Below are 24,776 nucleotides of genomic sequence, written 5' to 3'. Positions count from 1 at the left end.
CTAATGATACGTATCGTTTTACTGTCTGCTTTGTTTTTATCGCAGATCATTGCCTGCCATAAGCCTGGTCAGGATATATCGTTGCCGGAATCAGACCAGTTGTATCGGACCTGGCGTCTTGCCCGAAAGCTGTATGACTGGCAGGTGACCACGGATATGTATCCCGAAAAGGTGACGTTTCCGAGAGATGGTAAATTCGTTAAAGAGCAGGACCCTAAAAGTTGCTGTGCACCTGTTCGTTTTGAGGGGAATGGGACGATCATCCGATTTATATGGGATACATCAGATCCCGTTTGCGCATTGATCGACTGTGCCGGATCGCAGCTGCAGGCAGGTGTTGACTGGCATATTACTACCTTAACTGATACGTCGTTGGTCTTATCGGGTAATAAGACCGTACTTGAATTTGTTCCTGAACCTTAACGTACGTTTATGAAAAGCTGGATCGCTATGTTGCTGGGTTTAGTGATGGTCAGTGCCTGTCAGGGCGACGGTTCTATTGGCCCCAAAGAACAACTCTATAAGCGCTGGAATTTGAATCGGGTGCGCAACGCTCAGGAATCTACATGGGTGTCGTACGACACAGATGCTTATTACGATACGGAATATAAAGCAGATGGATCGCTCGTTTATCGTAGAAACGGCGTCGAAACTCCGACGCCCTGTTGCTCGGGAAGCCGGTTTATTCGGGATGGGTTAATGCTTGTGTATGGCGAATACCCCTCGTGTCCGAGTGTAAGTTGTGTTGATAATTCAAAGGCCACAATCAGGATTTTGCGGAATAACCTGTTAGAACTGCAAAGTGGAGAACGGGTAATGCAGTATACTCCGGCTAATTAATTGTCTCAGACAGCATCTTGCTGTCTGAGTTATGGATATCACAACAGACAGCAAGATGCTGTCTGAGACAATCTTTACGGTTTTAAAACCACTTTGATCAGCCCTTTCTCTTTGTTGTAGAGCCGGTTGAACCAGTCGGCGCCTTCTGCGAGTGGGACTTCGGCACTTAAAATGGCTTCTACGTTGATACGACCGGATGAAATCAGGTCCAGGGAAGCTTCATATTCGCCGTTGATCGCGCAGGAACCCTGCAAGCGTAACTGACGGGTAACTACAGCCTGCAATGGAATCTCTACGGTTGGAGCCAGGTTACCAACCAGCGTTACGGTCGCACCCTTGCGTACGCACTCAATCGCAGTTTTCACGGTTGGGCCAGCACCAACTACTTCGAACGATACGTCGGCCCCACGTCCGTGAGTCAGGTCCTGCACCTGTTTCGCTACGTCTCTGCCTTGCTGATCGGGTGTTCCGGCGTTGATGATATGGGTTGCTCCGAGCGTCTGCGCCAACGCCAGCCGATCGTTTTCCAGATCGATAGCAATGATGGTCGTGCAGCCAGCCAGTTTTAGAGCCTGGATAACGAACAGTCCAATCATACCGGCTCCGACTACGACGGCCGAATTGTTGACCTGAATGGGCGTCAGGCTTACAGCGTGCAGGGCTACGGCTACGGGTTCGACCAGCGCGGCCTGGGTAAACGATACGTTGTCGGGAATGGCATACAGAATATGCTGAGGAACGGCGACGTATTCGGCAAAAGCGCCTTGCCGTTTAAAATCTGGGGTAGAAACGCCAACGACTTCGCGACCATCGCTGAGATTGTACATGCCCCGGCGGCTATACCAGTCATCGAGGGCGTACACCGTCGAGTCGAACGTAACACGGTCGCCGGTCGACCAGTCTTTTACGTCAGTGCCTACTTCGGCGATAATGCCCGACGCTTCGTGGCCCATTACAATGGGCGGAATGCGTCGGCCGCTGCTGCCGTCCATACCGTGAACATCGGAGCCGCAAATGCCCACTGCCTGCACCCGAACCAGTACTTCGTTGGGGCGGATGGTTGGTTTGGGTAGATCCTGTAAATCAAAATGATTGTATTCCGTTAAAACGAGTGCTTTCATGTTGTTAGGGTAGCCTGGCCATCCACGTCCGGGCGTATTAAGGGTCGTAGTTGTTTTTATTTACACCCGGACGTGGACGTCCAGGCTACAAAGTTGGTTTCTGATAAATTCTGATAAACGTTTCTACCGGCAACTGATCGTATTCGCTACGGTGCAGATGTGGATTGATTTCATACGTAACGATCTCGTCTACCGACTCCGGAATTTCGCCAAAGAGTCGGGTCGTTGCGGATGCGGTATACTTTTTTCTGACCCAGATCAGTCGTTGCTCTGGGTCTTTTCCCCAGGACGGATTATCGCCTAAAACCAGCTGGATTTTCGACCAGTCGTTGAAAAAATATTCCTGCAAAAGCGGGATGATACGATCCCGGAATGTATCGCACAAATCGGCCTGATTCGTTACGTTCGTTAAGTAAGCGTGCCCAATCTGATGATCACGATCGAGCAAATATTCGATACGTTCGTTGATGGTTCGTAGCAATTGTGGTAAATCGATGCCATCGATGATGGGCAATACGCCTGGATCTGGCACCATCTCCCGGAACGAGAACCGTCGACGCAGCGCGATGTCGAGCAGCGCAATCGACCGGTCGGTTGTGTTCATGGTGCCAACCACAAAGAGATTCATGGGGACGCCAAACCGCTCCTGCGAATAGGGGAGAGTAAGCCACAATTCGTTTTCGGCACCCAGTCGTTTGTCGGCTTCAAGGAGGGTTATTAAATCACCGAACACGCTGGCTACGTTGGCGCGGTTAACCTCATCGATCAGCAAATAATGGGCGGGGGCTTTCCGAAGACGTCGATGGCGGTTCTCGGGCGTATCGTTCAGGCAGTCGGCCAACGTGCCGTAGCCCGCCAGTTGTATGGCCGACATACAGGCTTTGTGAAAAATGCCCTTCCGAATGCGGTACGTAATCTGATTGCCCAATACCTCGGGACGAATACCTTCCACAAATTCTTCATAACTATACGATGGATGGAAGGTAATCAGACTGGCGTTCCCGTCCTGTAGATACGGTTGCAGCGCAAATGTTTTGCCAGTACCCGGCGGGCCAAACAGGATCAGGTTGTGAGGCTGTTGCGCCGACGCTGACTCGGTTTCATAGTCGGCTTCCGGTTCTTCAACGGTTGTTCCGTTTTGGCCGCGCTCGGCCAGAGTTGGGTCGTCGGCCAGGCGAATTAAATCACTGAGCAGCGCTTCGTCTTCGGCGGCTCGGTACACATCCGAATTATGGCGGGCCGAATGCGGACCACGTTTGTTGCTTTCAACCAATTCCAGAAGACAGTCTTCCCAGCAGCTACGTAGCGTTATGTGCGTTAACAGATGCGCATTCGATTGACCAATAATAACGGCTACATAATCAGATTTCTCGGTAATTGGCTCAAAAACCAGTTCTTCAATACTGGCCAGCCGTTCCTGACAGGATTTCTTGACGGTGAGGTGATATTCTACCTCGCCCCGCCCGGTGCGCCGGTGTGGAGGCCTTTGAATACGTAACGCCTGAAAAAAATTTATATCAGCCGAGATAACGCCCTTCTCCCGCCGACTGGGCGAGAAGACCAATCGGGCATCGCCGTTGGGAAGATTAACGATATCGATCAATTCTTTAAGCAGGCCGAAAAAACGCCGAACCGCTTCGGGATGGTCGATAACGCGGATACTGTCTAGTAAGGGTTGCTGATACGTTTCAGTTAACACTATGGTACAACGATTTCCTGATTTTGGGTGTCATAAGGTATATGGTGTGAGATTCTCTCAAAACAACCCTATAACCTATTGCGAAGCTACAATTTTTATGCTTATCCTGTAGGTAAGACTACGAGAGAACAATACATTTGTTATGTATTTATCCAGCTATTTATGAAAACTAGAATTCTACCGATTTGCTTATCCGTTACGTTTCTGCTGGCTGCTACGTTTGCCTGTAAGCCGGAAGAAAACCCTGTTATTCCCACCTGCCGCCTGACCAGTACGAACGATCAGGTGGTTGCTGCGGATGGGCAATTGACTGATGAGATCAAACGGACCTTCACGTATAACGCGGCTACGTTGACGACGCTTGCAGAGAAAACGAAAAATCAGGACGTAACGTTTACGGTTACCTATGCCGATCAGCGCGTTCGTTCGGCAGCGGGCGGGCAGGATGTCGTTACGTTCGGGTACGGGTCGGCTACGTCGCCAACGAGTGCTACGTTCACCAGGGGCGGAAAAGTGATGTCTACGTTTGGTATGGAATATACGACTGCGGGACGGCTGTCGAAAATTGTGGAAAGTCGCCAGATACTGCCTACGGGTTCGCTGACGAAAGAACGTGCTTTTACGCTGACGTATGATACCAATGGTAATCTGACGAATGAGCAGGTTCGATTTACACTCAATGATGGTTCGGTGGTGGAACAGGAAACCGAATACACGTTCGATACGAAACCTGCTCCCTACAAACGACTCTCGGAGCTGCCATTGCTGACTGTTGTTGCGTTGAGCCAGGCCGTAGAAACACGACCCGGTCGATTCTGGCACAACAATAACTGTATTGCCTTAAAATCGTATAACCTGACCAGCACCGGAAGCCGCTCTAACCTACGGGAGTCGTCTACATTTACGCCGGTTTATGATGCCGACAACAAAGTAATGACACAGGATCAGGCTGCGTTGCTCTATCAGGCCAGTGTGCCTAATCCTGTGTCGAAGAAAAACCTGCAGACATTTACCTATCAGTGCGAATAACGTACGCCAGATAACTGCCAATACTCACTATGTAAGTGCCTATATTTGATTTTTATCGCATGAGTCAACAACAGATGGAAAATCTACTAGACAGAATCACTATAAATCCGGAGGTGTTGCACGGAAAGCCATCTATCCGGAATATGCGTTTTGGCGTTTCCCACTTGCTCGAATTGTTAGCCGCAGGGATGAGTTATCAGGAAATATTAGTAGACTATCCTTATCTGGAAGAAGCTGATATTCAGGCTTGCCTTCTGTATGCGTCGAAAGTAACGAATGCGAAAAGTATAGCCCCGCTCGCAGCGTAATAATGGAGCACTTACGGTTCATCGTTGACACGCAGCTACCTCCAGTTTTAGCTTCTTTTTTACGTAGAAAAGGCTTCGATGCTATCCATACGACTCATTTTGACAATGGCCATCTATTAGCAGACAACGCAATACGTACTATTGCGATTGCAGAAGAGCGAATCGTGATTACGAAGGACAGCGATTTTCCAGACCTGTTCTATAAACTTGGTCCACCTCCTCGCTTGCTTTATTTAACCCTGGGCAATATTCGGAATAACGATTTAGTGGATTGGCTTGATCAGCAACTACCATCTATCATCAGTCTTTTTAACGACTCTGCCAGCATGGTAGTTGCTACTCGTACTCATCTGATAAGCTATTAACTTACGCCAGATAACTGCCAATACTCACTACATCGGCGAAGACGCCAGCGGCTGTTACTTCGGCACCTGCGCCGGGGCCTTTTACCACCAACGGGCGATCTTTGTAGCGCTCCGTCGTGAATGAAACAATGTTGTCGGCACCTGTCAATTGATAAAACGGATGATCGACACCAACGGGTTTCAGGCCAATTGTTGCTTTGTTATTCTCGAAGCTGGCTACAAACCGCAGCTTTTCGCCATTGGCTTCGGCCGCCGACAATAGGTTTTCGAAATAATCATTGTTACGTTCCAGTTCGTCAAAGAATGCCGAAATGGTGGGCGCATCCAGACAGGGCTGTGGCAGCAACGTATCGATGGTTACGTCTTCCGGCTCCAGGGCGAAACCGGCTTCACGGGCCAGAATCAGAATCTTGCGCGCTACGTCCTGACCGCTTAAATCGTCGCGCGGGTCGGGTTCCGTATAGCCTTTTTCTTTGGCTTCGCGAACCACATCAGCAAACGAAGTGCCGGGGCGGAACGTATTGAAAATGAACGATAACGTACCGGAAAGAATGGCCTCGATTTTCAGGAATTGGTCGCCGGCGGTCATCAGGCCCTGCACCGTATTGATGATGGGTAAACCCGCCCCCACGTTTGTTTCGTAGAGGAATTTGACGCCCCGGTTCAGGGCGGTACGTTGCAGGCGCCGGTATTCGCTGTATGGGCCTGAGTTCGCTACTTTGTTGGGCGTAACGACCGAAATGTTGGCATCCAGCAACGATTCGTAGAACTGCACGATGTCTTTATCCGACGTACAGTCGATAAATACTGAGTTGGGCAGATTATAATCCTTGATTTTCTCGACAAAAGCGGGCAAAGAGGTTGTAACGCCTTCGGTCAGTAACCGTTCGCGCCAGTCGTCCAGCGAAATTCCTTTCGGGTCGAGCAGCATCTTTTTCGTATTGGTCATGCCCACTACGCAGACTTTCAGCAACTTTTCGGTACGTAGGAATTCGTTCTGCTTATAGATCTGATTCAGCAGCGTTTTGCCAATCAGGCCGGTGCCTACCAGATACAGATTCAGGACGCGCGCTTCGGACTGGAAGAAAATATTGTGGAGCGAGTTAAGTGCTTTCGAGAGGTTGTTTTTATTGATAACAACCGAGATGTTGATCTCTGATGAGCCCTGGGCCACGGCGACAATATTGACCCCGTTTTTGCCCAGTACAGAAAATAGTTTTCCGGCAATGCCCGAACTCTTTTTCATGCCTTCACCAACGGTAGCAATAACTGAAAGGTCGCGTTCGATGGTAATGTTATCGATGTGGCCGTGCGCAATTTCCGTCGCAAATTCGGCGTCCAGAATCGCTTTGACCTGTTCGGCACCGCGCGGGTCAATGGCAAAGCAGATGGAGTGCTCTGACGATGCCTGCGAAATCAGAATGACGCTGATACGGTTGGTGGCCAGCACCCCAAACAATTTAGCGGATACGCCCGCTACGCCAATCATTCCCGAACCCTGTACGTTTACCAGCGCCACATCATCAATGCTCGAAATCCCCGTAATAGTGTACTGACGCCGTTCGGCGGTTCGGCTCACGACCGTACCGCTGTGGGTTGCATTAAACGTATTGAGAACTCGAATCGGGATATTGCGGGCAAAAGCGGGTTGCAAACTGGGCGGATAAATAACTTTGGCACCGAAGTGTGATAGCTCCATCGCTTCGGCATACGTAATGGTCGGTATATTGAACGCATTAGGTACTTTTCGCGGGTCGGCCGTCATCATGCCGTCTACGTCGGTCCAGATGTCGATCATATCGGCATTAAGGGCTGCTCCGATAATGCTGGCCGTATAGTCAGAACCGCCCCGGCCCAGGGTTGTGGTTTCGTTTTTTTCGGTCGAGCCGATGAAGCCCGTCACCATCTGAAGATCATTACTTTTGGCGAAGTGCTCCAGAATCAATTGATTCGTCAGCGTGTAATTCACTTCGGCCTGACCAAACTGGGCGTCGGTTTTGATAATCGTGCGGGCATCACAGAATTGCGCCGGAATGCCGAGACCGTCTCCCCGGCGTCTTTTTACGCATTCGGTGATAACAGTTGTGGATAACCGCTCTCCAAAGCTGGTAATCAGGTCGAGAGTGCGGGCCGATAATTCGCGGATAAGTGATACGCCCCGTAACAAATCTTCGAGTTCGTTGATAATGCCCCGGATGTTGGCAAACACTTTACTCTGTTCCTTAACGGGAATGAGTGCTTTTATGACGTTGAAATGGCGGTCTTCGATGCGACGTACCAATTCCATATAATCGGTATTGCCGGTAGTGGCCATGCGACCAATTTCAATCAGTTGATTGGTAACACCACCCATCGCCGAGAACACGACAGTTATTCGATCGCCATTCAGGTAGTGATTTTCAATGATTTGAATGACTTGTTTTATACTCTCTACGGAACCGACCGATGTACCGCCAAATTTCAGAACCTGCATATACTAATGTAGAATGAAGAATGTAGAGTGAATAATAAATCTATGCCCAGCTATGAAATGGATAGAGGGGTAGTTACTATTCGTATCAATGAGGTTGTCGATGAAGTAGTTTTGGGAGGGCAAAGATAACATTTAAGATCGGTATCAAACTTCAGACCGTTATAAACGGGGCGCAGGACGATTTCTTTTCTGACAGGATTAGCCTGATTTAGATTTGCCGGGAAATGATGTTGGGTATAACACCATAAAAAAAGCGCACTCCGTCGGATGCGCCTTTGTCTCAATCAGGTGATACGTGTACTACGTTGTCTGAGGGGCTGGCAGTTGTTTCATGATCTGCCAGCTTGTGCCGATGGCGATAGCATCTTCGGCAATGGCAACAACAGAATCCGGTAGTTTCTGCTCGTGGGTGAGCCACTGCCGGGCATGAAAGAAAAATAACGTACCAACCACGGCTCCTACACCACCAACCAGAGCTCCGTACGAAACCGATTGGCCCTCTGCTTTGCTAAAAGCGGCTCCAGACATAGCGCCCGCTAATACTCGTCCGGCAAACTGGGGGGCTACGGTTCTATCGGGTGCGCCGGGTACTTTATCGCCAAGCAATTCTCCGCCTGCCAGTAATTTCAGTACCCGCGCTGTGGTTGGCGAGGTGAGAAAACCCAGTTTGGAACTGGCTGGTAAAGTAGGGTGGAACTGAGCTAGTTTATGACTAATAAAAGCTGGTGCCATCATGCTGCGCATACCAGCTACCATGCCTAATTGTAAGGCATCCAAGTACGTTCTGTTCATTCTGTTTTGCGTTGAGTATGTAGTCAAAACAGGTCTTTAGCCTGTTTGTTTTAGCGGATTGCTAATCTACTGATTATAGTGGGAACTCGAAGAATTGGTGAGTCGGTTCTGTCGATTGTTTGTTTGATAGTCAGAGAATTGCGTTTATTCTGCTGCTATCACAAAACAAGCCCGTTGTATCAATTGTTGCAGAATATAAATCCAAGTCAGAATAGTCTGCGTAAATCTAAACAGCCGCCTGAAAAACGTGGCCTTTTCGACACACATTAATTTGTTAATTTTTAACGAACGTATGAACAACGTAAAAAAAGAATCTGGCCTTACTATGTTGCCGGGGCAGCTGGAGCCAGTTAAAGTAGGCCGTCGGCTGTTTCTGCGCTATGCCGGTGCGGCAGTGGCTGGAGGTGCTGTTCTTTCCTCTTGTAAGGATGAAGAAAATCCCACAACAGTGCCATCTACTGTTGATTTAGGTACCGGTGATATCGGTATTCTAAACTATGCTTACGCGTTGGAGCAGTTAGAAGCCGCTTTCTACGATCAGGTTATCAAGACTCCTTATACGGGAATGACCGATGCGGAGAAAACGTTGCTGACCGATATTCGTGACCATGAGATCATTCATCGGGAGTTTTTCAGAGCGGCTATTCCGGCGGCTAACCGAATTGCCGACCTGTCGCCCAACTTCACGGCTATCAATTTTAGTGATCGGGCCAGTGTTCTGGGTACGGCAAAAGCGTTTGAAGATCTGGGCGTAGCAGCCTACAATGGGGCGGGTCCACTTATCAAAGATGCTACGTACCTAACTCTGGCGGGAAAAATTGTGTCGGTTGAAGCGCGCCATGCTGCCGCTATTCGTGATCTGCTGAATCCTAAATCAGCCGATTTTGCGGGCGACGATATTGTTGCACCAACAACGGGTCTTGATCCCGCTACCAAGCCAGCCGATATTTTACCAACGGCTCAGAAATACGTTGCCACGCCATTGAGTGGCGCTAGTCTTCCAACTGCATAAACCCGACGAAACGCCATGAATTTATTTAAAGTCATATCAGAAATAGAAAAACTTGATCCGGAAGCTAACGAGCGATATAGTTTTTATTCGCGCCGGAATCTTATCAAATACGGTACGAATCTGGCCGCAGCCGCTGTTCCTACGCTGATGGCCACTACGTTCAACCAGGCTTTTGCGCAATCGACAACGCCCTCTCAGGCAGCCATTGATGTCGCCAATTTTGCCCTGACGCTGGAGTATCTGGAAGACGAATTCTATAAAAATGGCCTGGCTGCTTCGGGGCTGGTTCCAACTGCCGACAGAACGGTAATCAGTCAGATCAGTAAGCACGAAACGGCCCACGTTAACCTGCTTAAAACAGCATTGGGAGCTGCCGCAGTGGCCAAGCCGACGTTTAAGTTCCCGGCTGCTACGTTCACTACGTATTCAACGTTCCTGGCTACAGCGCAGGCTTTTGAAGATACGGGTGTTCAGGCCTACAAAGGTCAGGCCGGTACGCTCATCAACGATAAACAGATTTTGACGGTAGCGTTACAGATTCATTCAGTAGAGGCCCGGCACGCATCGGAAATTCGTCGTATGCAGAATCTGAAAGGATGGGTTTCTAATCCACAGCAAACGACGTTTACGCAGGGCGGTGTTAATCTGAAAAACTTAACCGCATTAAGTGGTCAATCTGACGATGCGCTACGGGCAGCCTTTGACGAACCACTAACCAAAGAGCAGGTACTGGCAATCGTTACGCCATTTTTGGCATAATGCACAACAGTGACGCATAGGGAAGCCGGGAAACCGGCAGGGTGGATGAAGGCATCGGAGATTTTCTCCGGTGCCTTTTTGTTTCTCATTCGTCCTTTTTTTGTTGCTTGCGCCAAATTCGCCATCGACGGTGGCAAACCGGTATGACATTCCTTCGCATTCTTTTTAAAATCCTGGCAGGCCTTGTGGTCGTTATCCTGATTTTTCTGGCCTTTGCACTGGCTCCTGTTGATGATACGCCCTACCAGGAAATGCCTTACTACGCCCAGACCAAGCAACGATTAGCCCAACTCACTACGTCTCCTGCGGCTCGGCATGGGTTGCTGGCCGGATGGAGTAAGGTGAACATTACACCGTCGCATACAACGCCTACGGGTGGTTATGGCGAACGACTTGGTAAACATTGGAAAACACTGAGTGATTCGATTTTCGCCCGGGCCATCATGCTTGATAATGGCGGTACTAAAGTGGCTATCGTAGCGCTCGACCTGGTTATTACACCGCCAACAGTAACAGAAGCGCTGAAGAAGCGATTACCAGAAGTGGGATTGCGTTGGGAAAACGTATATATGGGGGCTATCCATTCGCACAATAGCATGGGCGGTTGGGCTCCCCGGTTGGTCGGGCAACTAATTGCGGGTGGGTACGACGAAGAAATTGTTAAGCAGATTACGGATGGCGTTCTGGCTGCCATACGAAAGGCGCAGATGAAAATGGAGCCGGTACAAATTGCGTTTGGCGAAACGGATGCCAGTGATATGATTTCCAATCGGCTTTCCTCATCGGGCCCAACCGGAACGCTGGATGGAAAAATACGACTACTGGAATTTCGAAAGCGCTCGGGAGAGTCGGCGTTATTGTGTTCGTTTGCGGGCCATCCAACGCTTTTTGACGGTGATAACAGTGCGTACTTAAGCCGCGATTATCCGGGGTCACTGGTGGATCGTCTGGAAAAAAAATCGGCTGATTTCGCGCTGTTTCTGGCGGGAGCGGTGGGCAGCACAGCACCGGTATCGCGTGGTAAGACCGATTTTCAGGAGATTCGTAATTACGCTGGCGATCTGGCAGTACGTATAGAACGGACTGTTCCGGCCATGAAAACCCAGCCAGATAGCACTTTGTCGATCCTGACATTACCGCTGGGTTTGCGGGAACCAAATCCGCGTGTTGTTGGCAACTGGCGCGTACGTCCCTGGTTATTTTATGCGTTGTATGGCGATTATCCGTCCGATCTGAAGGCGCTACGTATCGGGCAGACGGTTCTGTTAGGCACTCCCTGCGATTTTTCGGGGGAACTGGCGGCCGAGCTAAACCCGATTGCTGCCCAGAAAGGGTTGAACCTTATGGTAACAAGCTTCGACGGTGGTTATATTGGGTATATTACACCCGATCGATACTACGATCGCCAGGCCTACGAAGTCCGGGATATGAACTGGTTTGGTCCCTACAATGGCGACTATTTTAAGGAAATGATGACAGGCTTACTGGATAAGATTGACTAAATCAGCTCGGGGAAAAGTCGCACTTTTTTCGTATATTTACTTCATTATAACTGCTTCGATTGCAAGCCTTTTTAACGTCTGAATGATTGCTTACTTAGACGGCGTGCTATCCTACAAAGAGCCAACATACGTAATAATCGATGTGCATGGCGTAGGGTATGCAGTCCATATTTCTCTCCAAACGTATTCTACCCTGCCAGGTGGTGGTGACCGGGTAAAACTGTTTACGCACCATTTATTCCGCGAAGACGCCCAGATTTTGTATGGGTTTGCTGTGGCTGACGAGAAAGCACTATTTCTGGATTTGATTGGTGTTTCGGGCGTAGGACCCAACACGGCCTTGGGGATGTTGTCGGCCATGCAACCGGCCGATCTGCGGTTAGCTATTCTGGGCGAAAATGTTCGGGCGGTACAGGCTATAAAAGGTATTGGTGCTAAAACGGCGCAACGTATTATCCTGGAGTTGCGCGATAAAATGAAAAAATCGGGTGTTGTTCCCGACGGTCCAACGTATCGTCAGCAGGGTGCTATCAATCCCGTTCGGGAAGAAGCCCTGGCTGCCCTGGTTGCACTCGGATTTCCTAAACCAACCGCTGAGAAAAGCGTGGATGATGCTTTGAAGGATGATCCAGCGTTGTCGGTTGAAGATGTGATCCGGCGCGCGTTACGTTAATTTTTGTTACCCGACCTGTCAGTATATGACTCGAAAACCCTATTGATTTTCTGGAATTAATAGGGTTTTTTGCTGGATATTGACTTGTATGTCTTTGATAGTCAGGTGTGTAATCTGTAAGATGTTGCATTGATCATGTATTGTTACTGATGCCTGGGTCACATAAATTAAAAAGCGATGAATTTTGCCTATTTTTACAAGCTGGTGACCTGAAACTATTCGATTAATCGATTGTTTGACCGCCGTATAAAAAATCTATCGTCTGATTAGACGATTGGCCCGATTTTGGCCGTTTAAGGGTAGGCGTCATAACGCACTACCACTACCGAACCTGAAAGTATCGTCAATGGTGAACCCTTACCTTGTTCACAATTTTTTAGTGAATACCTGTTTCCTGGCCGTAGGGAGGATTGTGTTTGTACGAAACAGGACATTAATACTATTCCTCTGGATCGTGCTGGGTACTGGTCTGGCTATGGCGCAGAACCAGCCAAATCCGGCTCCGGCCCGTCGTGGTGCTGCGGCCCGTCGTCAGCAGGCTGCTCAGGACTCCGCTCGAGCAGAAGCCCGTCGGAAGGCCGTTATACGTGCCGATTCCATAAAACAGGCTATTCAGAATCGTACCGATAGTATCCGGGCTGCCCGGAGTGCCAACCGCAGACCAACCGTGAACTGGCCCGACCGTAGAGCTACGCGCTTCTCCGAACGGCCATCCCGGTCTCCGTTTATCTTACGCGACCCCAAAGGGGTTTCAACCGATTTTTTGCTTGATCCGTCTGGGCAGATCGGTGTTTCTGAGCGAGTTCGAACGGGCGTGTCGCTGTCTGGATCGCCATTACCGAATAATACGCCCGGCCGCACTACTATTGGTACTCCAGGAAGTACAACGGCCGTTTTGCCGAATGCCGCTGTTCCTGGCACAACTCCACCGGGTATGATTTCGCCCGGCACACCTATGCCTGGGCTGGCTCTGCCGCCATCGCAATATGGTATGCCCTACCGACCGTCAGAAGCCGTTCCCTATTCGACTTATAACGAACTGCAGAATCAGCGCGTTGGGCAGAGTGTTATGCGCGACTTTAGTGCGCGTACCGAAGGCCAAAGCTCGCTGACCGGGCGCGGCCTTATCCCTAAACTGGATCTGCCGCCCGTCATAGACCGCCTGTTTGGTGGTAGTAATGTTGATTTTAAGCCAAACGGATTTGTTACGTTAGATTTCGGCTATCTCTACCAATTTATCGATAATCCCGTTCTGCCCGTTCGCCAACGTCGAAACGGGAATTTCCTGTTTAATGAGCAGATTAGCATCAACTTCAACGGGAAGATTGGTGAAAAGCTGGGCGTACTAGCCAATTTTGATACGAAAGCCAGTTTCAACTTTGAAAATGCGCTAAAGGTAAATTACAAACCCGGTGGTGGCTTGCCTGCATTCGGAACGGGTCAGGGCTTACCCAATCTGCCTAATCTGCCCAGTACGCCGAACTTACCCGGTATTCCGGGAGCAAACGGCACCTTGCCTGGATTTACGCCCCAGAACGAAAGTATTCTGCAAGGACTGGAAGTGGGAAATATTAGCTGGGCCGTTAATAGTCAGCTGATTCCGGGTGTTCAGAATTTGTTTGGTGTAAAGTCGCAGCTTCGGTTTGGCAAGTTGAATGCTACGGTGGTGTTATCGCAGCAGCGGTCGCGCAAACAGGAAATTGTGCTACGTGGTGGAACATCGAACCGGCCGTTCGAAATTCGGGCCGATCAGTACGACGAAAACCGCCACTTTTTCCTGTCGCAATTTTTCCGAAATATCTACGAACAATCGCTCAGGTCGCTGCCTCAGGTAACGTCGGGTATTAACGTTACGCGGATTGAGGTATACGTAACAAATCGTACCAATACGACGGCTTCGCTACGTAACATTGCTGGTTTTCAGGATTTGGGCGAAGGAAATCCATATAGTAAGACCAATAATAATATTCAGCCTTTTTCGGGCAATGGACGTACACCGGCCAGCAACGATGCCAATGGGTTGTATAACAAACTAACCAGTAACCCTAATGCGGCCTTCCGGCAGGTCGATCAGACAAATGAGGGACTAACTACTACGTTTAGTCTGGCAAAGGGAACTGACTACGATCTGTTGCGGGGTGCCAAACGCTTAACCGAGACGGAATACAAACTTCAGTCGGAATTGGGCTATATATCATTGGTGACTCCACTGCGAAACGATGAAATCCTGGCCGTTGCTTTTGAGTATACGTATCAGGGCCGCCGTTATAAGGTTGGTGAATTGACCGAAGATTATCAGTCCCGGAAAGACGATGAGGTGCTGGTGCTCAAACTGTTGAAATCGGCAACTATTCGCAATAACCTCCAATTGCCGATGTGGAACCTGATGATGAAAAATATTTACTCATTGGGCACATCACAGATCTCGCGGACTGGTTTCCAGTTGCGGGTTGTCTATAAGGATGATTTAACGGGGATCGATAACCCAAACCTGCAGGAAGGCCGTCTTACGCAAAACCGACCATTAGTACAACTGTTTGGGATGGACCGACTGAATCAGCAGTTGGACGCCCAACCGGATGGAAACTTCGACTTTGTTGAAAACATTACGGTCGACAGTCGATACGGCAAAATCATTTTTCCCATACTGGAGCCTTTTGGATCGTATCTGAATAATCAATTTGGGGCTGATGAAGAAGCACTTAAAGCTAAATACGTATTCAGCCAGTTGTACACGACCACCTTGTCGGATGCGCAACAGTTGGCGAGTAAGAACAAATTTTTCCTGAAAGGAGCCTTCCAGTCGAGCAACGGAGCCGAAATTCAGTTGCCGTACGGTGTAAACGAGCAATCGGTGATGGTTACGGCGGGTGGTGTATCGTTGTCGCCGGGTGCCGATTACGTTTTCGAAGCACAAACGGGTCGACTACGTATTATCAATGAAGGCATCAGTAATTCAGGCCGGGAAATACGTATCAGTTATGAACAACCTGATTTGTTTCAGAACCAGATTCGGACCTTGATTGGTACGCGGTTGGATTATGCCTTAACAAAAGACATCAGTTTCGGCCTGACGGCTATGCACATGAAAGAAACCCCAGCCGGGTTTCTGACTCGCGTGGCTCTTGGTAATGAGCCGGTCAATAACACAATTCTGGGGCTGAGCGCCAATATTCGCAAAGATGTTCCGGGGCTAACGCGGTTGCTCGATAAGCTACCCATTGTGCAAACCAAGGAGCTATCGACGGTGCAGTTTACGGGGGAGGTCGCACAGCTGTTGCCCGGTACAAACCCCAGAGCGCGTAACGAGAGTTACCTGGATGATTTTGAGGCTGCCCGGACCATCTTTGATTTGACCCGCCAACCAATTCGCTGGCGACTGGGCGCAACCCCGCAACAATTTCCGCAGGGATCATTTCAGAACCCGTTAGAGTCGGCTTACAACCGGGCGCGTATGTCGGTTTACTCCGTTGACCCGACCTTGTACACCCCAGGTTCGCAGGGCGTTGTATCGAACATTGATCCTGATCAGGTGAAACGCTACGTCTACGAGCGCTACTTTCTGCCACAGGAGTTATTCCCTGGTCGCTCAGTTCGACCCGTTCAGTTGCCAGAGAGTATTTTGGACGTAGCGTATTTCCCGTCGGAGCGCGGCATGTACAACTACAATACGAATCTGGACGCTAATGGTTTTTTGCCGAATCCTAAACAGAATTTCGGATCTGTAACACGGGCTATTGCATCCGACAATGACTTCGACAATGCCAATATTGAAAACCTGACCTTCTGGCTCATGGACCCATTTGTTGGGGGCGAGGCCGGAAGACTGCGGGGAATAACGGTCCCGGATTCTTCAAAAGAAAGAGGGGGTAAGCTATTCTTCAATATTGGGGATATTTCTGAAGATGTCATGAAAGACAGCCGGTATACGTTTGAGAACGGCTTTCCGATCGACTCTACCGTCAGTGCCCGTAATCCGGGAACAGAGCAAACCGTTTGGGGGCGAGTACCAACGCAGCAGTTTGTCACGAATGCGTTTCAGAGTGGCGGCCGCGACAGGCAGGATGTTGGTCTGGATGGATTGGGTAATGCGGCCGAACGAACTCGTTTCCAGAGCTACCTGAACACAATTCGTCCGAGAGTGACCAATCCCGTAGCCATGTCGGCGATTGAGCAGGACCCGGCAGGAGACGACTTTAAGTTTTATCTGGGCGAAGAAGCTGATCAGCAACAGTCTATCGTAGGGCGGTACAAGCAGTATATGGGTATGGAAAACAACTCCCCCGAAAATACGTCTACGAACCAGTTTCTGACACCTGCTTCTACAACACTGCCCGATATTGAGGATCTGAATATCGATAATACCATTAACGATAATGAGGCTTATTACGAATATGAGCTGAATTTACGCCCTGGCCAGCTTGAGGTAGGTACTAATAAATACATTATTGACAAAGTTACGGTTCAGGCCCCTGGGGCTCCGGGCGGGGTTGTTACGTGGTATCAGTTCCGGATTCCGATTCGGGAGCCAACGCGCAAAGTGGGAAGTATAAACGGGTTCAAATCCATGCGATTTATTCGGATGTATCTGACCGATTTTGAACAGCCAGTGGTGTTGCGGTTTGCTGAGTTACAGATGGAGGCAAACCAGTATCGTAAATATACCGGTGATCTCAACCAGCGTGGTCTACAGGAAGTCCCCGAACCCTATGATGCTCAGTTTACGGTTTCTACGGTTAACATTGAAGAAAATAGTAGCCAGCAGGTATCAACGACGGGAGGAGCCAAATACATGTATACTGTTCCCCCTGGTTACGTTCGTGACCGCGACTATACGCAGGTAAACACCGTCGAGTTGAACGAACAGTCGATGCGTTTGAGCGTAACGAATCTGCGCGATGGCGATTCGCGCGGGGCGTTCCGCAATACCAATTTCGATTTGCTGTTCCGGGAGCGACTAAAGATGTTTGTGCACATGCACAACCCGGAGGATGAAAGCGGTCAGGTTGCTGCTTTTGTGCGATTGGGAACCGATTATACCGATAACTACTACGAAATTGAAATCCCAAATCTGCAGGCAACAACACGCAATCTTACGGGCGATCCTAACGACGAAGCGTTACGTCAGCAGGTATGGCCATCTGCCAATGAACTCGATATCGCGTTTGAAGAGCTGGTCAACCTGAAAGCCAGGCGCAACCGGCAACTGACCCGGCAAACAGCTTTGCCGTTCAGTGACAATTCGTCGAATGGACGATATCGGATAACCGTCGTGGGTAATCCCGATCTGAGTTCTGTTCAGTCTATCATGATCGGGGTGCGAAACCCAAAAATGGCAAACGATGGCGAGCGGGCGAAGTCATTTACGGTCTGGGTGGACGAACTACGGGCCTATGGTTATGATCAGCAGGCTGGTATAGCGGCTATTGGCGTGGCCAATGTAAAGCTGGCTGATCTGGCTACCTTAACGGCTTCGGGCCGACTGACCACGTTTGGCTTTGGCGGGGTGCAGACCCGAATTGGTGATCGGGCCCGCGAAACCACGGCAGAATTTGGGCTATCTTCGGCTATTGCGGTCGATAAGCTTCTACCGCAAAACTGGGGGTTCCGGATTCCGTTGTACGTCAACTATGATCATCGGAATATTAACCCGCATTTTGATCCGCTCGACCCAGATATGCCGCTGGAAACCTCATTGGCCACTAAAGCGGAGGGCACCGAACGCGAAAATTACCGGAAAATGGTGCAGGATAACACCACGCGCCGGGGTTATAATTTCTCGAATGTTCGAAAGGTGAAAATGAATCCGAATGCCAAAGCGCACTTCTACGATTTTGAGAATTTTGCCTTTACCTATGCCTATAATGATACCAAGCGGACGAATATTCTGACGCAGGAATACCTGCAGCAGCAAACCCGTGGCGGCATTGCGTATACCTACAGCAGTCAGCCAAAAGCATTTGAGCCATTTCGGAATAAAACAGCTTTCGAAGCACCTTATTTACGCTGGCTGAAAGATTTTAATCTGACGCCTTTGCCAACGCTGGTATCGATCCGGACCGATGTTGATCGCAGTTTTATCAAAACACAGCTTCGCTCGTCGGATCTGACAACGAACGGTATTATACCGCAATTTGAAAAGTATTTTCTCTTCAATCGGTATTATGATCTGACCTGGAATCTGACCCGAAGTCTGGTGCTGACGTACAAAGCCCAGGCTAATGCCATTATCGATGAACCCGCTGGCGATATTAATACCAAGGCCAAGCGAGACTCGATCATGAACAGCATCAAAAATCTGGGTCGGATGAAAAATTTCGTACAGGACATTCGGGCAACGTATCGGTTACCACTCGACAAAATTCCGTTGCTCGACTGGATGGCTGCCGATGCGTTGTATGGTGTAGGGTACCAATTCCAGGCTAACTCATTTGGTATTGCCGATTCGTCGGGCGTACCGTTCGGCAATATTATACGTAATAACCGCGAGCGGGGCGTTACGGGGCGCGTGGATTTAATACGTCTCTACAATAAAATCCGGTACCTGCGTTTCGCGAATACGCCTTCGCCCATACGTAAGAATTTTGCCCGTAACCCTGGTGATATCGAGGAAATTGAACGGGGAGAAAGTAAAGTGCTGAAAAACTTCACACGGGCGTTGCTAACCGTGCGGGGTATTAACTTCTCGTACACGATTCAGGAGTCGACGGTGCTACCAGGCTTCTTACCAACACCTCGTTTCTTTGGTGTGAGTCCGGAAAATGCGCCGGGGTTGGGTTTTGTACTGGGTGGGCAAGATTATAGTATTGCTCAGAGGGCAGCTCAGAAAGGGTGGCTATCGCCTAGTATTGTTCAAAATACAGCCTTCCAGCAATCACGAGCCAAAAACTTCAGTGCGCGAACAACGCTGGAGCCGTTTAAAGACTTCAGAATGCAGGTCGAATGGCGATTGACCCGTTCCGATGCCTATCAGGAATATTTCCGACCATCATCACTGGGTGGCCCATTCGAAACACAGTCGCCGGTACGTAACGGTCAGTTTAGTATGTCGTTCTGGTCGTTCCGAACAGCCTTCATCGGATTACGTAGTGATAATACGTCGCCCATTTTCGACCGTTTTGAAGAATATCGGAAATACTTTGTCGAACGATTGACCAATGCGGCTTCCGGTTCCGAAACGAAAGGAAAGTATACGACTACATCGCAGGACGTATTGATTCCGGCATTTTTTGCGGCCTACAGCGGTCAGCCGAAAGAAAAAGCTCAGTTATCGCCGTTTTATAGTTTTCCGTTGCCAAACTGGCGGGTCGATTATAACGGACTGTCGGGTTTAGATTTTATTCGGAAGAAGTTCAGTGCCTTCACCATTACGCACAGCTATACCTCAAACTACAGTGTTGGTAACTTTATTTCCAATCTGGAATATGGAGCGGCTTACGTCAATCTGGCCGTACAGAACTTTGCTCCCGGTACGGTTACCAACGAGAATGGACAGGTGTTGCCCTTGTACGTGAACCAACTGGGGCAGTATATGCCGCTGCTGGCGATGAGTACCATCACCATGTCGGAAAAGTTCGCACCGATGCTTGGTGTTCAATTCCAGACCAAGAGCCGGGTTACTGGCCGATTGGAGTACAACCAAAGCCGCGACATTGCGCTAAGCTTGTCGAACTCGCAGGTGGCTGAACTAAGCAGTAAAGATCTGACAGCTTCGATCGGTTTTACAAAGCAGAACATTCGGATACCATTCCGAATCAATGGCGCGTATAAACGCCTGAAAAACGACCTGACGTTCTCCTGTAACGTAACGTTCCGGGATACGCGGTCGATTCAACGGAAGCTGGATGCCGAACAGATCATTACCGCTGGTAACGTAAACTTCCAGCTGCGGCCACAGGTGAGCTATATTGTCAGCCGTCGCCTGAATCTTAATTTCTACTTCGACCGGACCTTCAACGATCCCCTTGTCTCGAACCAGTTCCGGCGGGCCACCACAGCCGGAGGGATACAGTTGAAGTTCAATTTGGCCGAATAAGTTGACTGATACGTAGCGAATGAAGTAACAAACAGCCGATTTGCTGGTTGAGTTTACTGGATGATAACCCAATAAACCATGAACTATAACTTTCTCGGAAACACGGGTGTACTGGTTTCCGAAATCTGTCTGGGTACCATGACATTTGGGGGCGAAGGCCATTGGAAAGCAATGGGCGAGCTTCAACAGGACAGCGTTGATGCCATTGTGAAGACGGCTGTTGATGAAGGCGTTAACTTTATTGACACGGCCAATGTCTATTCCTTTGGTCAGTCGGAAACCTTGCTGGGACAATCCATAAAAAACCTGGGTCTGTCGCGCGATGAACTGGTGATTGCCACTAAAGTTCGTGGCCGAATGGGAGAAGGGAAAAACCAGGTTGGTCTGGGCCGTCTTCAAATTATGCAGCAACTGGAAGGTAGCCTGAAACGGTTGCAGGTCGATCATGTTGACCTCTACCAGATTCATGGATTTGACGGCGTAACGCCACTGGAAGAAACAATGCGCGGCCTGGAAGACGTAGTACGTAGCGGTAAAGTCCGGTACATCGGCTGTTCCAATCTGGCAGCCTGGCAGGTGATGAAGGCAAACGGTATTGCCGATAAATATGGCTGGTCGAAATTTATATCGACTCAAAATTACTATTCCATTGCCGGGCGCGACCTGGAGCATGAAATCGTACCGATGGTCGAGGATCAACAGATGGCTATTTTGCCATGGAGCCCGTTAGCCGGTGGTTTTCTGTCCGGGAAATACACGCGTGATAACAAACCCGCCGACGATTCGCGTCGACTCAGCTTTGACTTTCCACCCGTCGATCAGGAAAAAGCATACGACATTATCGACGTAATGGAACGTATCGGGGCGGAACATGGCGTATCGGTAGCCCGGATTGCGCTGGCCTGGGTGTTGGCTAAACCTGGCGTAACGAGCGTTATTATCGGCGCAAAAAATACCGATCAGCTGCTGGATAATATCAAAGCTGCTGAATTAAGTCTGACTACCGAACAACTGGAGCAGTTAGATGAGGTGAGCGCTATTCGAAAACCGTATCCGCAATGGATGATTGAGCGGCAGAAACGCGACCGAATGGCTCCGGCCAGTTTTACGCCTACTCCTCCGGCAGTAACGCGGTAGGATTCTGGCAACAAACCGTTTGCAAATCCGAGCTAGTCTACCGTATTTTGTGCCTATAAATCAACAACCCCACAATGAATTTTCCCGCAGAATTGAGTTATACGCAGGATCACGAGTGGATTCGGCTAGAAGACGACGGCACCGCTGTGGTCGGTATTACGGACTTTGCACAGCGCGAGTTAGGTGATATTGTTTATGTCGATATTACTACCGTTGGCCAATCGCTTGCTAAAGGTGACGTTTTTGGATCAGTAGAAGCTGTGAAAACAGTATCTGACCTGTTTCTGCCACTTGAAGGAGAAGTTATAGAAGTGAATGATGCCATCGAGAAATCGCCGGAGCTGCTGAACAGCGATCCGTATGGCGAAGGCTGGATTGTACGTATTAAACTTGCTGATGCGGGCCAGAATGATGACTTGCTGACAGCCGACGCTTATCAGGAGTTAGTTGGTGCCTGATTCACTTTTTAAATAAAACTATGAGAAGGCTCCAACCGGCTAATTGCCCGTGGAGCCTTTTTTCAAATTACCTTATTTTACTTCCCTTTTTTCAACGAGAAAGAGGGTAAAAGTTATGCAACTCTTACTCCGTTCAGTCCGCGTTGTTGATGCTACTTCGCCCTTTGATGGTCAGGTATGCGATTTATTAGTGGTTAATGGCTTGATTCGCCAGATCGGTACGGATCTGGCTGTCGATAGCGATGTCCGGGTGATTGACCAGCCGAATCTACACGTATCGCCGGGCTGGATCGATATGCGTGTACTGGCGCAGGACCCCGGTTTTGAACACAAAGAAGACATAACCAGTGTTTGTCGGGCAGCGGCTGTTGGAGGCTTCACGGATATTGTTGTCCTGCCCAATACCCAGCCCGCCATCGATAATAAAGGAACGTTGGGATACATACAGCGCATGGCTCAGGGCCAACCCGTCGGTGTGCACGTAGCGGCTGCTATTACCAAAAAAGCCGCTGGCGACGACTTTACGGAGATGCTCGATTTACACCATGCCGGTGCCATTGCTTTTTCTGATGGTCATCATCCGTTACAGAATCCAGATCTATTGCTCAAAACGCTGCAATATCTGTATCCCGTAAATGGCTTGCTGATGAACCGCGCCGAAGAAACCAAACTAACGCTGTTCGGGCAAATGCACGAAGGCGTTCAAAGCACACTGTTAGGGTTGAAAGGAATGCCCGCTCTGGCCGAAGAGCTGATGATTGAACGTGATTTACGCTTACTCGACTACGTATTGTCTACGGAACGTAGCGAACGGGAACCAGCCAGTTCGCTACTTCATTTCTCGACCATTTCGACGGCTCGCTCCGTTGATTTGATTCGGCAGGCAAAGTTGCGTGGCTTACCCGTTAGTTGCGACGTAGCGGTTCATCAATTGGTATTTGACGATACGTCGCTGGCCGGATTCGATACAAATCTGAAGGTTAATCCGCCGTTTCGTTCGGCCGACGACGTAGCAGCCCTATGGAACGGACTGTCCGACGGCACTATCGATGCTATTGTGTCGGACCATACGCCACAGGATGCGGAGAGTAAAAATCTGGAATTCGATATGGCTGAATTTGGTATCATTGGTCTCGAAACGGTTTTTGCTCTACTGATGACCCATAACCGGAATTTGCCGTTAAGTCAACTGCTGGACAAACTGACGGCTCGGCCACGGCAGATCTTACGATTACCTGCTTTGACCATCGAAGAGGGGCAGCCAGCTAGCCTGACACTCTTTGATCCGGCAGCCAACTGGACCTATGACCGAACGGTTTCTAAATCAAAAAATTCTCCCTTTCTCGGCCAGACGTTAACCGGGCAAGTTATTGGAACTGTTCATCAGGGACAGTTGAATCATACTGCATGAAAGATATCATTGACTATTTTAAACACCCGTTGTTAAAAATCCCGCTGCTTGCCGGATTGATAACGGGTGTATTATGTTTTCTTTACTTCCTGGCGTTGTATGCGCTGGACGTACCGCCACTGGGTAATATTCGCGTGCTGGACTTTGGTATTCATATTATCATGATGATCTCTGCCGTTTGGTACTACCGCAAATACATTGGTCACGGAATGCTTCATCTGTGGGAAGGAATCACGATCTGCTACGTTATCAACACCGTAGCGGCTCTGGTAACGGGATGGTTGATTTATTTCTTCATCACACAGGTCGATACCAGCGTCTTCAACGAGTATGTTGTTAATTCCAAGAAGCTATTACTGGAAAGTAAGAAGCAACTGACCGATCAGTTTGGCCCGGAAACTTTCAACGAACAATGGGCGAAGGTAAGTAATATGACGCCCGGCGTCCTGTTGCCCGACGAATTGACAAAAAAGACAGCGCTGGCCGTTCTGCCTACGCTTATTATTTCATTGCTTTTCCGGAAGCAGGATTACAACGTATTACGGTAACGATAGCTGAAAAGACCCTATGGAAAAACTATCTCCGACTCGTATTGCCCTGAAATGGGGTGTTATTCTTGGCATTAGTTTAATGCTGGTAACGTTGATCATGTATCTGACCGACCAGGGGAGTAATCCGTGGTTTGGCCTGCTTACGTTGGGCGCGATGGTAAGTGTTCTGGTCCTGTCTATGCAGGAATATCGAAAGCTGAACGGCGGGTTTATGACGTATGGCGAAGGATTTGGCATCGGTGCCTTGCTGTCAGCAGTAGGAGGGCTGTTATCGTCGTTATTCAATACGTTCTATAACGTAGTGATTGATCCGTCGATCCAGCAGCGTGCTTTTGAGCAGGCCCGTGAACGTTTGGAAGATCAGGGCAAGTTATCCGATGAACAGATTGATCAGGCGCTGGAAATCTCGCAAAAATTTCAGTCGCCGGGTTTCACCTTCATTGCGGGTGTATTCGGGACGATTATTATGGGCGCTATTCTTTCCCTGATTATTGCAGCGATTATACGCCGGAACAGGAATAACCCGTTTGACTAAAACTAGTGTCAGTCTTGCCCTGAACAGAAGTCATTCACCTGAGCAGAACTCCACGCAGCCTGTAAGCGCCCAGACC

At 49.3% G+C, this 24,776-nt stretch carries 19 protein-coding genes; 15 read left to right on the top strand and 4 right to left on the bottom strand.

Features of this window, described 5'->3' with window-relative positions; all coding sequences use genetic code 11:
- Positions 1–3 precede the first annotated feature (3 nt).
- Together GK108_RS19180 and GK108_RS19175 are read left to right on the top strand one after the other, a co-directional pair.
- Positions 4–423, top strand: coding sequence for a hypothetical protein (locus tag GK108_RS19180; RefSeq protein ID WP_163952054.1), 420 nt, complete (start codon positions 4–6; stop codon positions 421–423).
- A 9-nt stretch (positions 424–432) separates the two neighbouring features.
- Positions 433–840, top strand: a complete 408-nt coding sequence (locus tag GK108_RS19175) for a hypothetical protein (RefSeq protein ID WP_163952052.1) — start codon at positions 433–435, stop codon at positions 838–840.
- A gap of 74 nt (positions 841–914) precedes the next feature.
- Here GK108_RS19175 and GK108_RS19170 read toward each other — a convergent pair whose 3' ends face one another.
- Entirely contained in the window at positions 915–1,961 is a 1,047-nt protein-coding gene (locus GK108_RS19170) for a galactitol-1-phosphate 5-dehydrogenase (protein WP_163952049.1), read from the bottom strand.
- An 85-nt stretch (positions 1,962–2,046) separates the two neighbouring features.
- Positions 2,047–3,660, bottom strand: coding sequence for an McrB family protein (locus GK108_RS19165; protein ID WP_163952047.1), 1,614 nt, complete (start codon positions 3,658–3,660; stop codon positions 2,047–2,049).
- Positions 3,661–3,822: 162 nt separating this feature from the next.
- On the opposite strand from GK108_RS19165, the gene GK108_RS19160 reads away from it, so the two are divergent.
- The 3 genes from GK108_RS19160 to GK108_RS19150 all read left to right on the top strand — a co-directional run bounded on the left by GK108_RS19160 (position 3,823) and on the right by GK108_RS19150 (position 5,362).
- Positions 3,823–4,689 (top strand): hypothetical protein, encoded by an 867-nt coding sequence (locus GK108_RS19160; RefSeq protein ID WP_163952045.1) that lies wholly within the window; start codon positions 3,823–3,825, stop codon positions 4,687–4,689.
- 74 nt (positions 4,690–4,763) lie between these two features.
- Entirely contained in the window at positions 4,764–4,997 is a 234-nt protein-coding gene (locus GK108_RS19155) for a DUF433 domain-containing protein (RefSeq protein WP_163952043.1), read from the top strand.
- A gap of 2 nt (positions 4,998–4,999) precedes the next feature.
- The gene (locus GK108_RS19150) at positions 5,000–5,362 is read left to right on the top strand and encodes a DUF5615 family PIN-like protein (RefSeq protein ID WP_163952041.1); all 363 of its coding nucleotides are present in this window, start codon (positions 5,000–5,002) and stop codon (positions 5,360–5,362) included.
- Between the two features lies 1 nt (position 5,363).
- Here GK108_RS19150 and thrA read toward each other — a convergent pair whose 3' ends face one another.
- On the bottom strand, positions 5,364–7,835 hold the full coding sequence (gene thrA / locus GK108_RS19145) for a bifunctional aspartate kinase/homoserine dehydrogenase I (RefSeq protein WP_163952039.1): 2,472 nt from the start codon (positions 7,833–7,835) through the stop codon (positions 5,364–5,366).
- Between the two features lie 300 nt (positions 7,836–8,135).
- On the bottom strand, positions 8,136–8,627 hold the full coding sequence (locus GK108_RS19140; RefSeq protein ID WP_163952037.1) for a DUF4126 family protein: 492 nt from the start codon (positions 8,625–8,627) through the stop codon (positions 8,136–8,138).
- Positions 8,628–8,919: 292 nt separating this feature from the next.
- On the opposite strand from GK108_RS19140, the gene GK108_RS19135 reads away from it, so the two are divergent.
- From GK108_RS19135 to GK108_RS19090, 10 genes are all read left to right on the top strand, one after another.
- Complete coding sequence (locus GK108_RS19135) at positions 8,920–9,639, top strand: ferritin-like domain-containing protein (RefSeq protein ID WP_163952034.1); 720 nt, start codon at positions 8,920–8,922, stop codon at positions 9,637–9,639.
- Positions 9,640–9,654: 15 nt separating this feature from the next.
- Entirely contained in the window at positions 9,655–10,398 is a 744-nt protein-coding gene (locus GK108_RS19130) for a ferritin-like domain-containing protein (RefSeq protein WP_163952032.1), read from the top strand.
- Positions 10,399–10,541: 143 nt separating this feature from the next.
- Positions 10,542–11,900 (top strand): neutral/alkaline non-lysosomal ceramidase N-terminal domain-containing protein, encoded by a 1,359-nt coding sequence (locus GK108_RS19125; RefSeq protein ID WP_163952031.1) that lies wholly within the window; start codon positions 10,542–10,544, stop codon positions 11,898–11,900.
- 82 nt (positions 11,901–11,982) lie between these two features.
- The gene (gene ruvA, locus GK108_RS19120) at positions 11,983–12,573 is read left to right on the top strand and encodes a Holliday junction branch migration protein RuvA (RefSeq protein WP_163952028.1); all 591 of its coding nucleotides are present in this window, start codon (positions 11,983–11,985) and stop codon (positions 12,571–12,573) included.
- 346 nt (positions 12,574–12,919) lie between these two features.
- Positions 12,920–20,608: a T9SS outer membrane translocon Sov/SprA gene (gene sov, locus GK108_RS19115; RefSeq protein ID WP_163952026.1), complete on the top strand. Its 7,689-nt coding sequence runs from the start codon at positions 12,920–12,922 to the stop codon at positions 20,606–20,608.
- A gap of 78 nt (positions 20,609–20,686) precedes the next feature.
- On the top strand, positions 20,687–21,745 hold the full coding sequence (locus tag GK108_RS19110) for an aldo/keto reductase (RefSeq protein ID WP_163952024.1): 1,059 nt from the start codon (positions 20,687–20,689) through the stop codon (positions 21,743–21,745).
- A 74-nt stretch (positions 21,746–21,819) separates the two neighbouring features.
- Positions 21,820–22,203, top strand: coding sequence for a glycine cleavage system protein GcvH (gcvH, locus tag GK108_RS19105; protein ID WP_163952022.1), 384 nt, complete (start codon positions 21,820–21,822; stop codon positions 22,201–22,203).
- Positions 22,204–22,318: 115 nt separating this feature from the next.
- Entirely contained in the window at positions 22,319–23,614 is a 1,296-nt protein-coding gene (locus GK108_RS19100) for a dihydroorotase (RefSeq protein WP_163952021.1), read from the top strand.
- Complete coding sequence (locus GK108_RS19095) at positions 23,611–24,162, top strand: DUF4199 domain-containing protein (RefSeq protein ID WP_163952020.1); 552 nt, start codon at positions 23,611–23,613, stop codon at positions 24,160–24,162. Before GK108_RS19100 ends, GK108_RS19095 begins: the two co-directional genes overlap by 4 nt.
- A gap of 19 nt (positions 24,163–24,181) precedes the next feature.
- A complete protein-coding gene (locus GK108_RS19090) occupies positions 24,182–24,700 on the top strand; it encodes a DUF4199 domain-containing protein (RefSeq protein WP_163952019.1) in 519 nt (172 codons plus the stop codon).
- Positions 24,701–24,776: the final 76 nt, after the last annotated feature.

It is taken from the genome of Spirosoma terrae, assembly GCF_010435915.1.
Classification (GTDB): domain Bacteria; phylum Bacteroidota; class Bacteroidia; order Cytophagales; family Spirosomataceae; genus Spirosoma; species Spirosoma terrae.
The sequence above is the reverse complement of the archived record's forward strand: the minus strand, read 5'-3'. Positions and strand labels throughout refer to the sequence as shown.

Excerpts from the sequence above, each read along its gene's own strand:
- GK108_RS19180 (WP_163952054.1), top strand. The coding sequence starts at position 4 with ATGATACGTATCGTTTTACTGTCTGCTTTGTTTTTATCGCAGATCATT.
- GK108_RS19175 (WP_163952052.1), top strand. The coding sequence starts at position 433 with ATGAAAAGCTGGATCGCTATGTTGCTGGGTTTAGTGATGGTCAGTGCC.
- GK108_RS19170 (WP_163952049.1), bottom strand. The coding sequence starts at position 1,961 with ATGAAAGCACTCGTTTTAACGGAATACAATCATTTTGATTTACAGGAT.
- GK108_RS19160 (WP_163952045.1), top strand. The coding sequence starts at position 3,823 with ATGAAAACTAGAATTCTACCGATTTGCTTATCCGTTACGTTTCTGCTG.
- GK108_RS19155 (WP_163952043.1), top strand. The coding sequence starts at position 4,764 with ATGGAAAATCTACTAGACAGAATCACTATAAATCCGGAGGTGTTGCAC.
- GK108_RS19150 (WP_163952041.1), top strand. The coding sequence starts at position 5,000 with ATGGAGCACTTACGGTTCATCGTTGACACGCAGCTACCTCCAGTTTTA.
- thrA (WP_163952039.1), bottom strand. The coding sequence starts at position 7,835 with ATGCAGGTTCTGAAATTTGGCGGTACATCGGTCGGTTCCGTAGAGAGT.
- GK108_RS19140 (WP_163952037.1), bottom strand. The coding sequence starts at position 8,627 with ATGAACAGAACGTACTTGGATGCCTTACAATTAGGCATGGTAGCTGGT.
- GK108_RS19135 (WP_163952034.1), top strand. The coding sequence starts at position 8,920 with ATGAACAACGTAAAAAAAGAATCTGGCCTTACTATGTTGCCGGGGCAG.
- GK108_RS19130 (WP_163952032.1), top strand. The coding sequence starts at position 9,655 with ATGAATTTATTTAAAGTCATATCAGAAATAGAAAAACTTGATCCGGAA.
- GK108_RS19125 (WP_163952031.1), top strand. The coding sequence starts at position 10,542 with ATGACATTCCTTCGCATTCTTTTTAAAATCCTGGCAGGCCTTGTGGTC.
- ruvA (WP_163952028.1), top strand. The coding sequence starts at position 11,983 with ATGATTGCTTACTTAGACGGCGTGCTATCCTACAAAGAGCCAACATAC.
- sov (WP_163952026.1), top strand. The coding sequence starts at position 12,920 with ATGGTGAACCCTTACCTTGTTCACAATTTTTTAGTGAATACCTGTTTC.
- GK108_RS19110 (WP_163952024.1), top strand. The coding sequence starts at position 20,687 with ATGAACTATAACTTTCTCGGAAACACGGGTGTACTGGTTTCCGAAATC.
- gcvH (WP_163952022.1), top strand. The coding sequence starts at position 21,820 with ATGAATTTTCCCGCAGAATTGAGTTATACGCAGGATCACGAGTGGATT.
- GK108_RS19100 (WP_163952021.1), top strand. The coding sequence starts at position 22,319 with ATGCAACTCTTACTCCGTTCAGTCCGCGTTGTTGATGCTACTTCGCCC.
- GK108_RS19095 (WP_163952020.1), top strand. The coding sequence starts at position 23,611 with ATGAAAGATATCATTGACTATTTTAAACACCCGTTGTTAAAAATCCCG.
- GK108_RS19090 (WP_163952019.1), top strand. The coding sequence starts at position 24,182 with ATGGAAAAACTATCTCCGACTCGTATTGCCCTGAAATGGGGTGTTATT.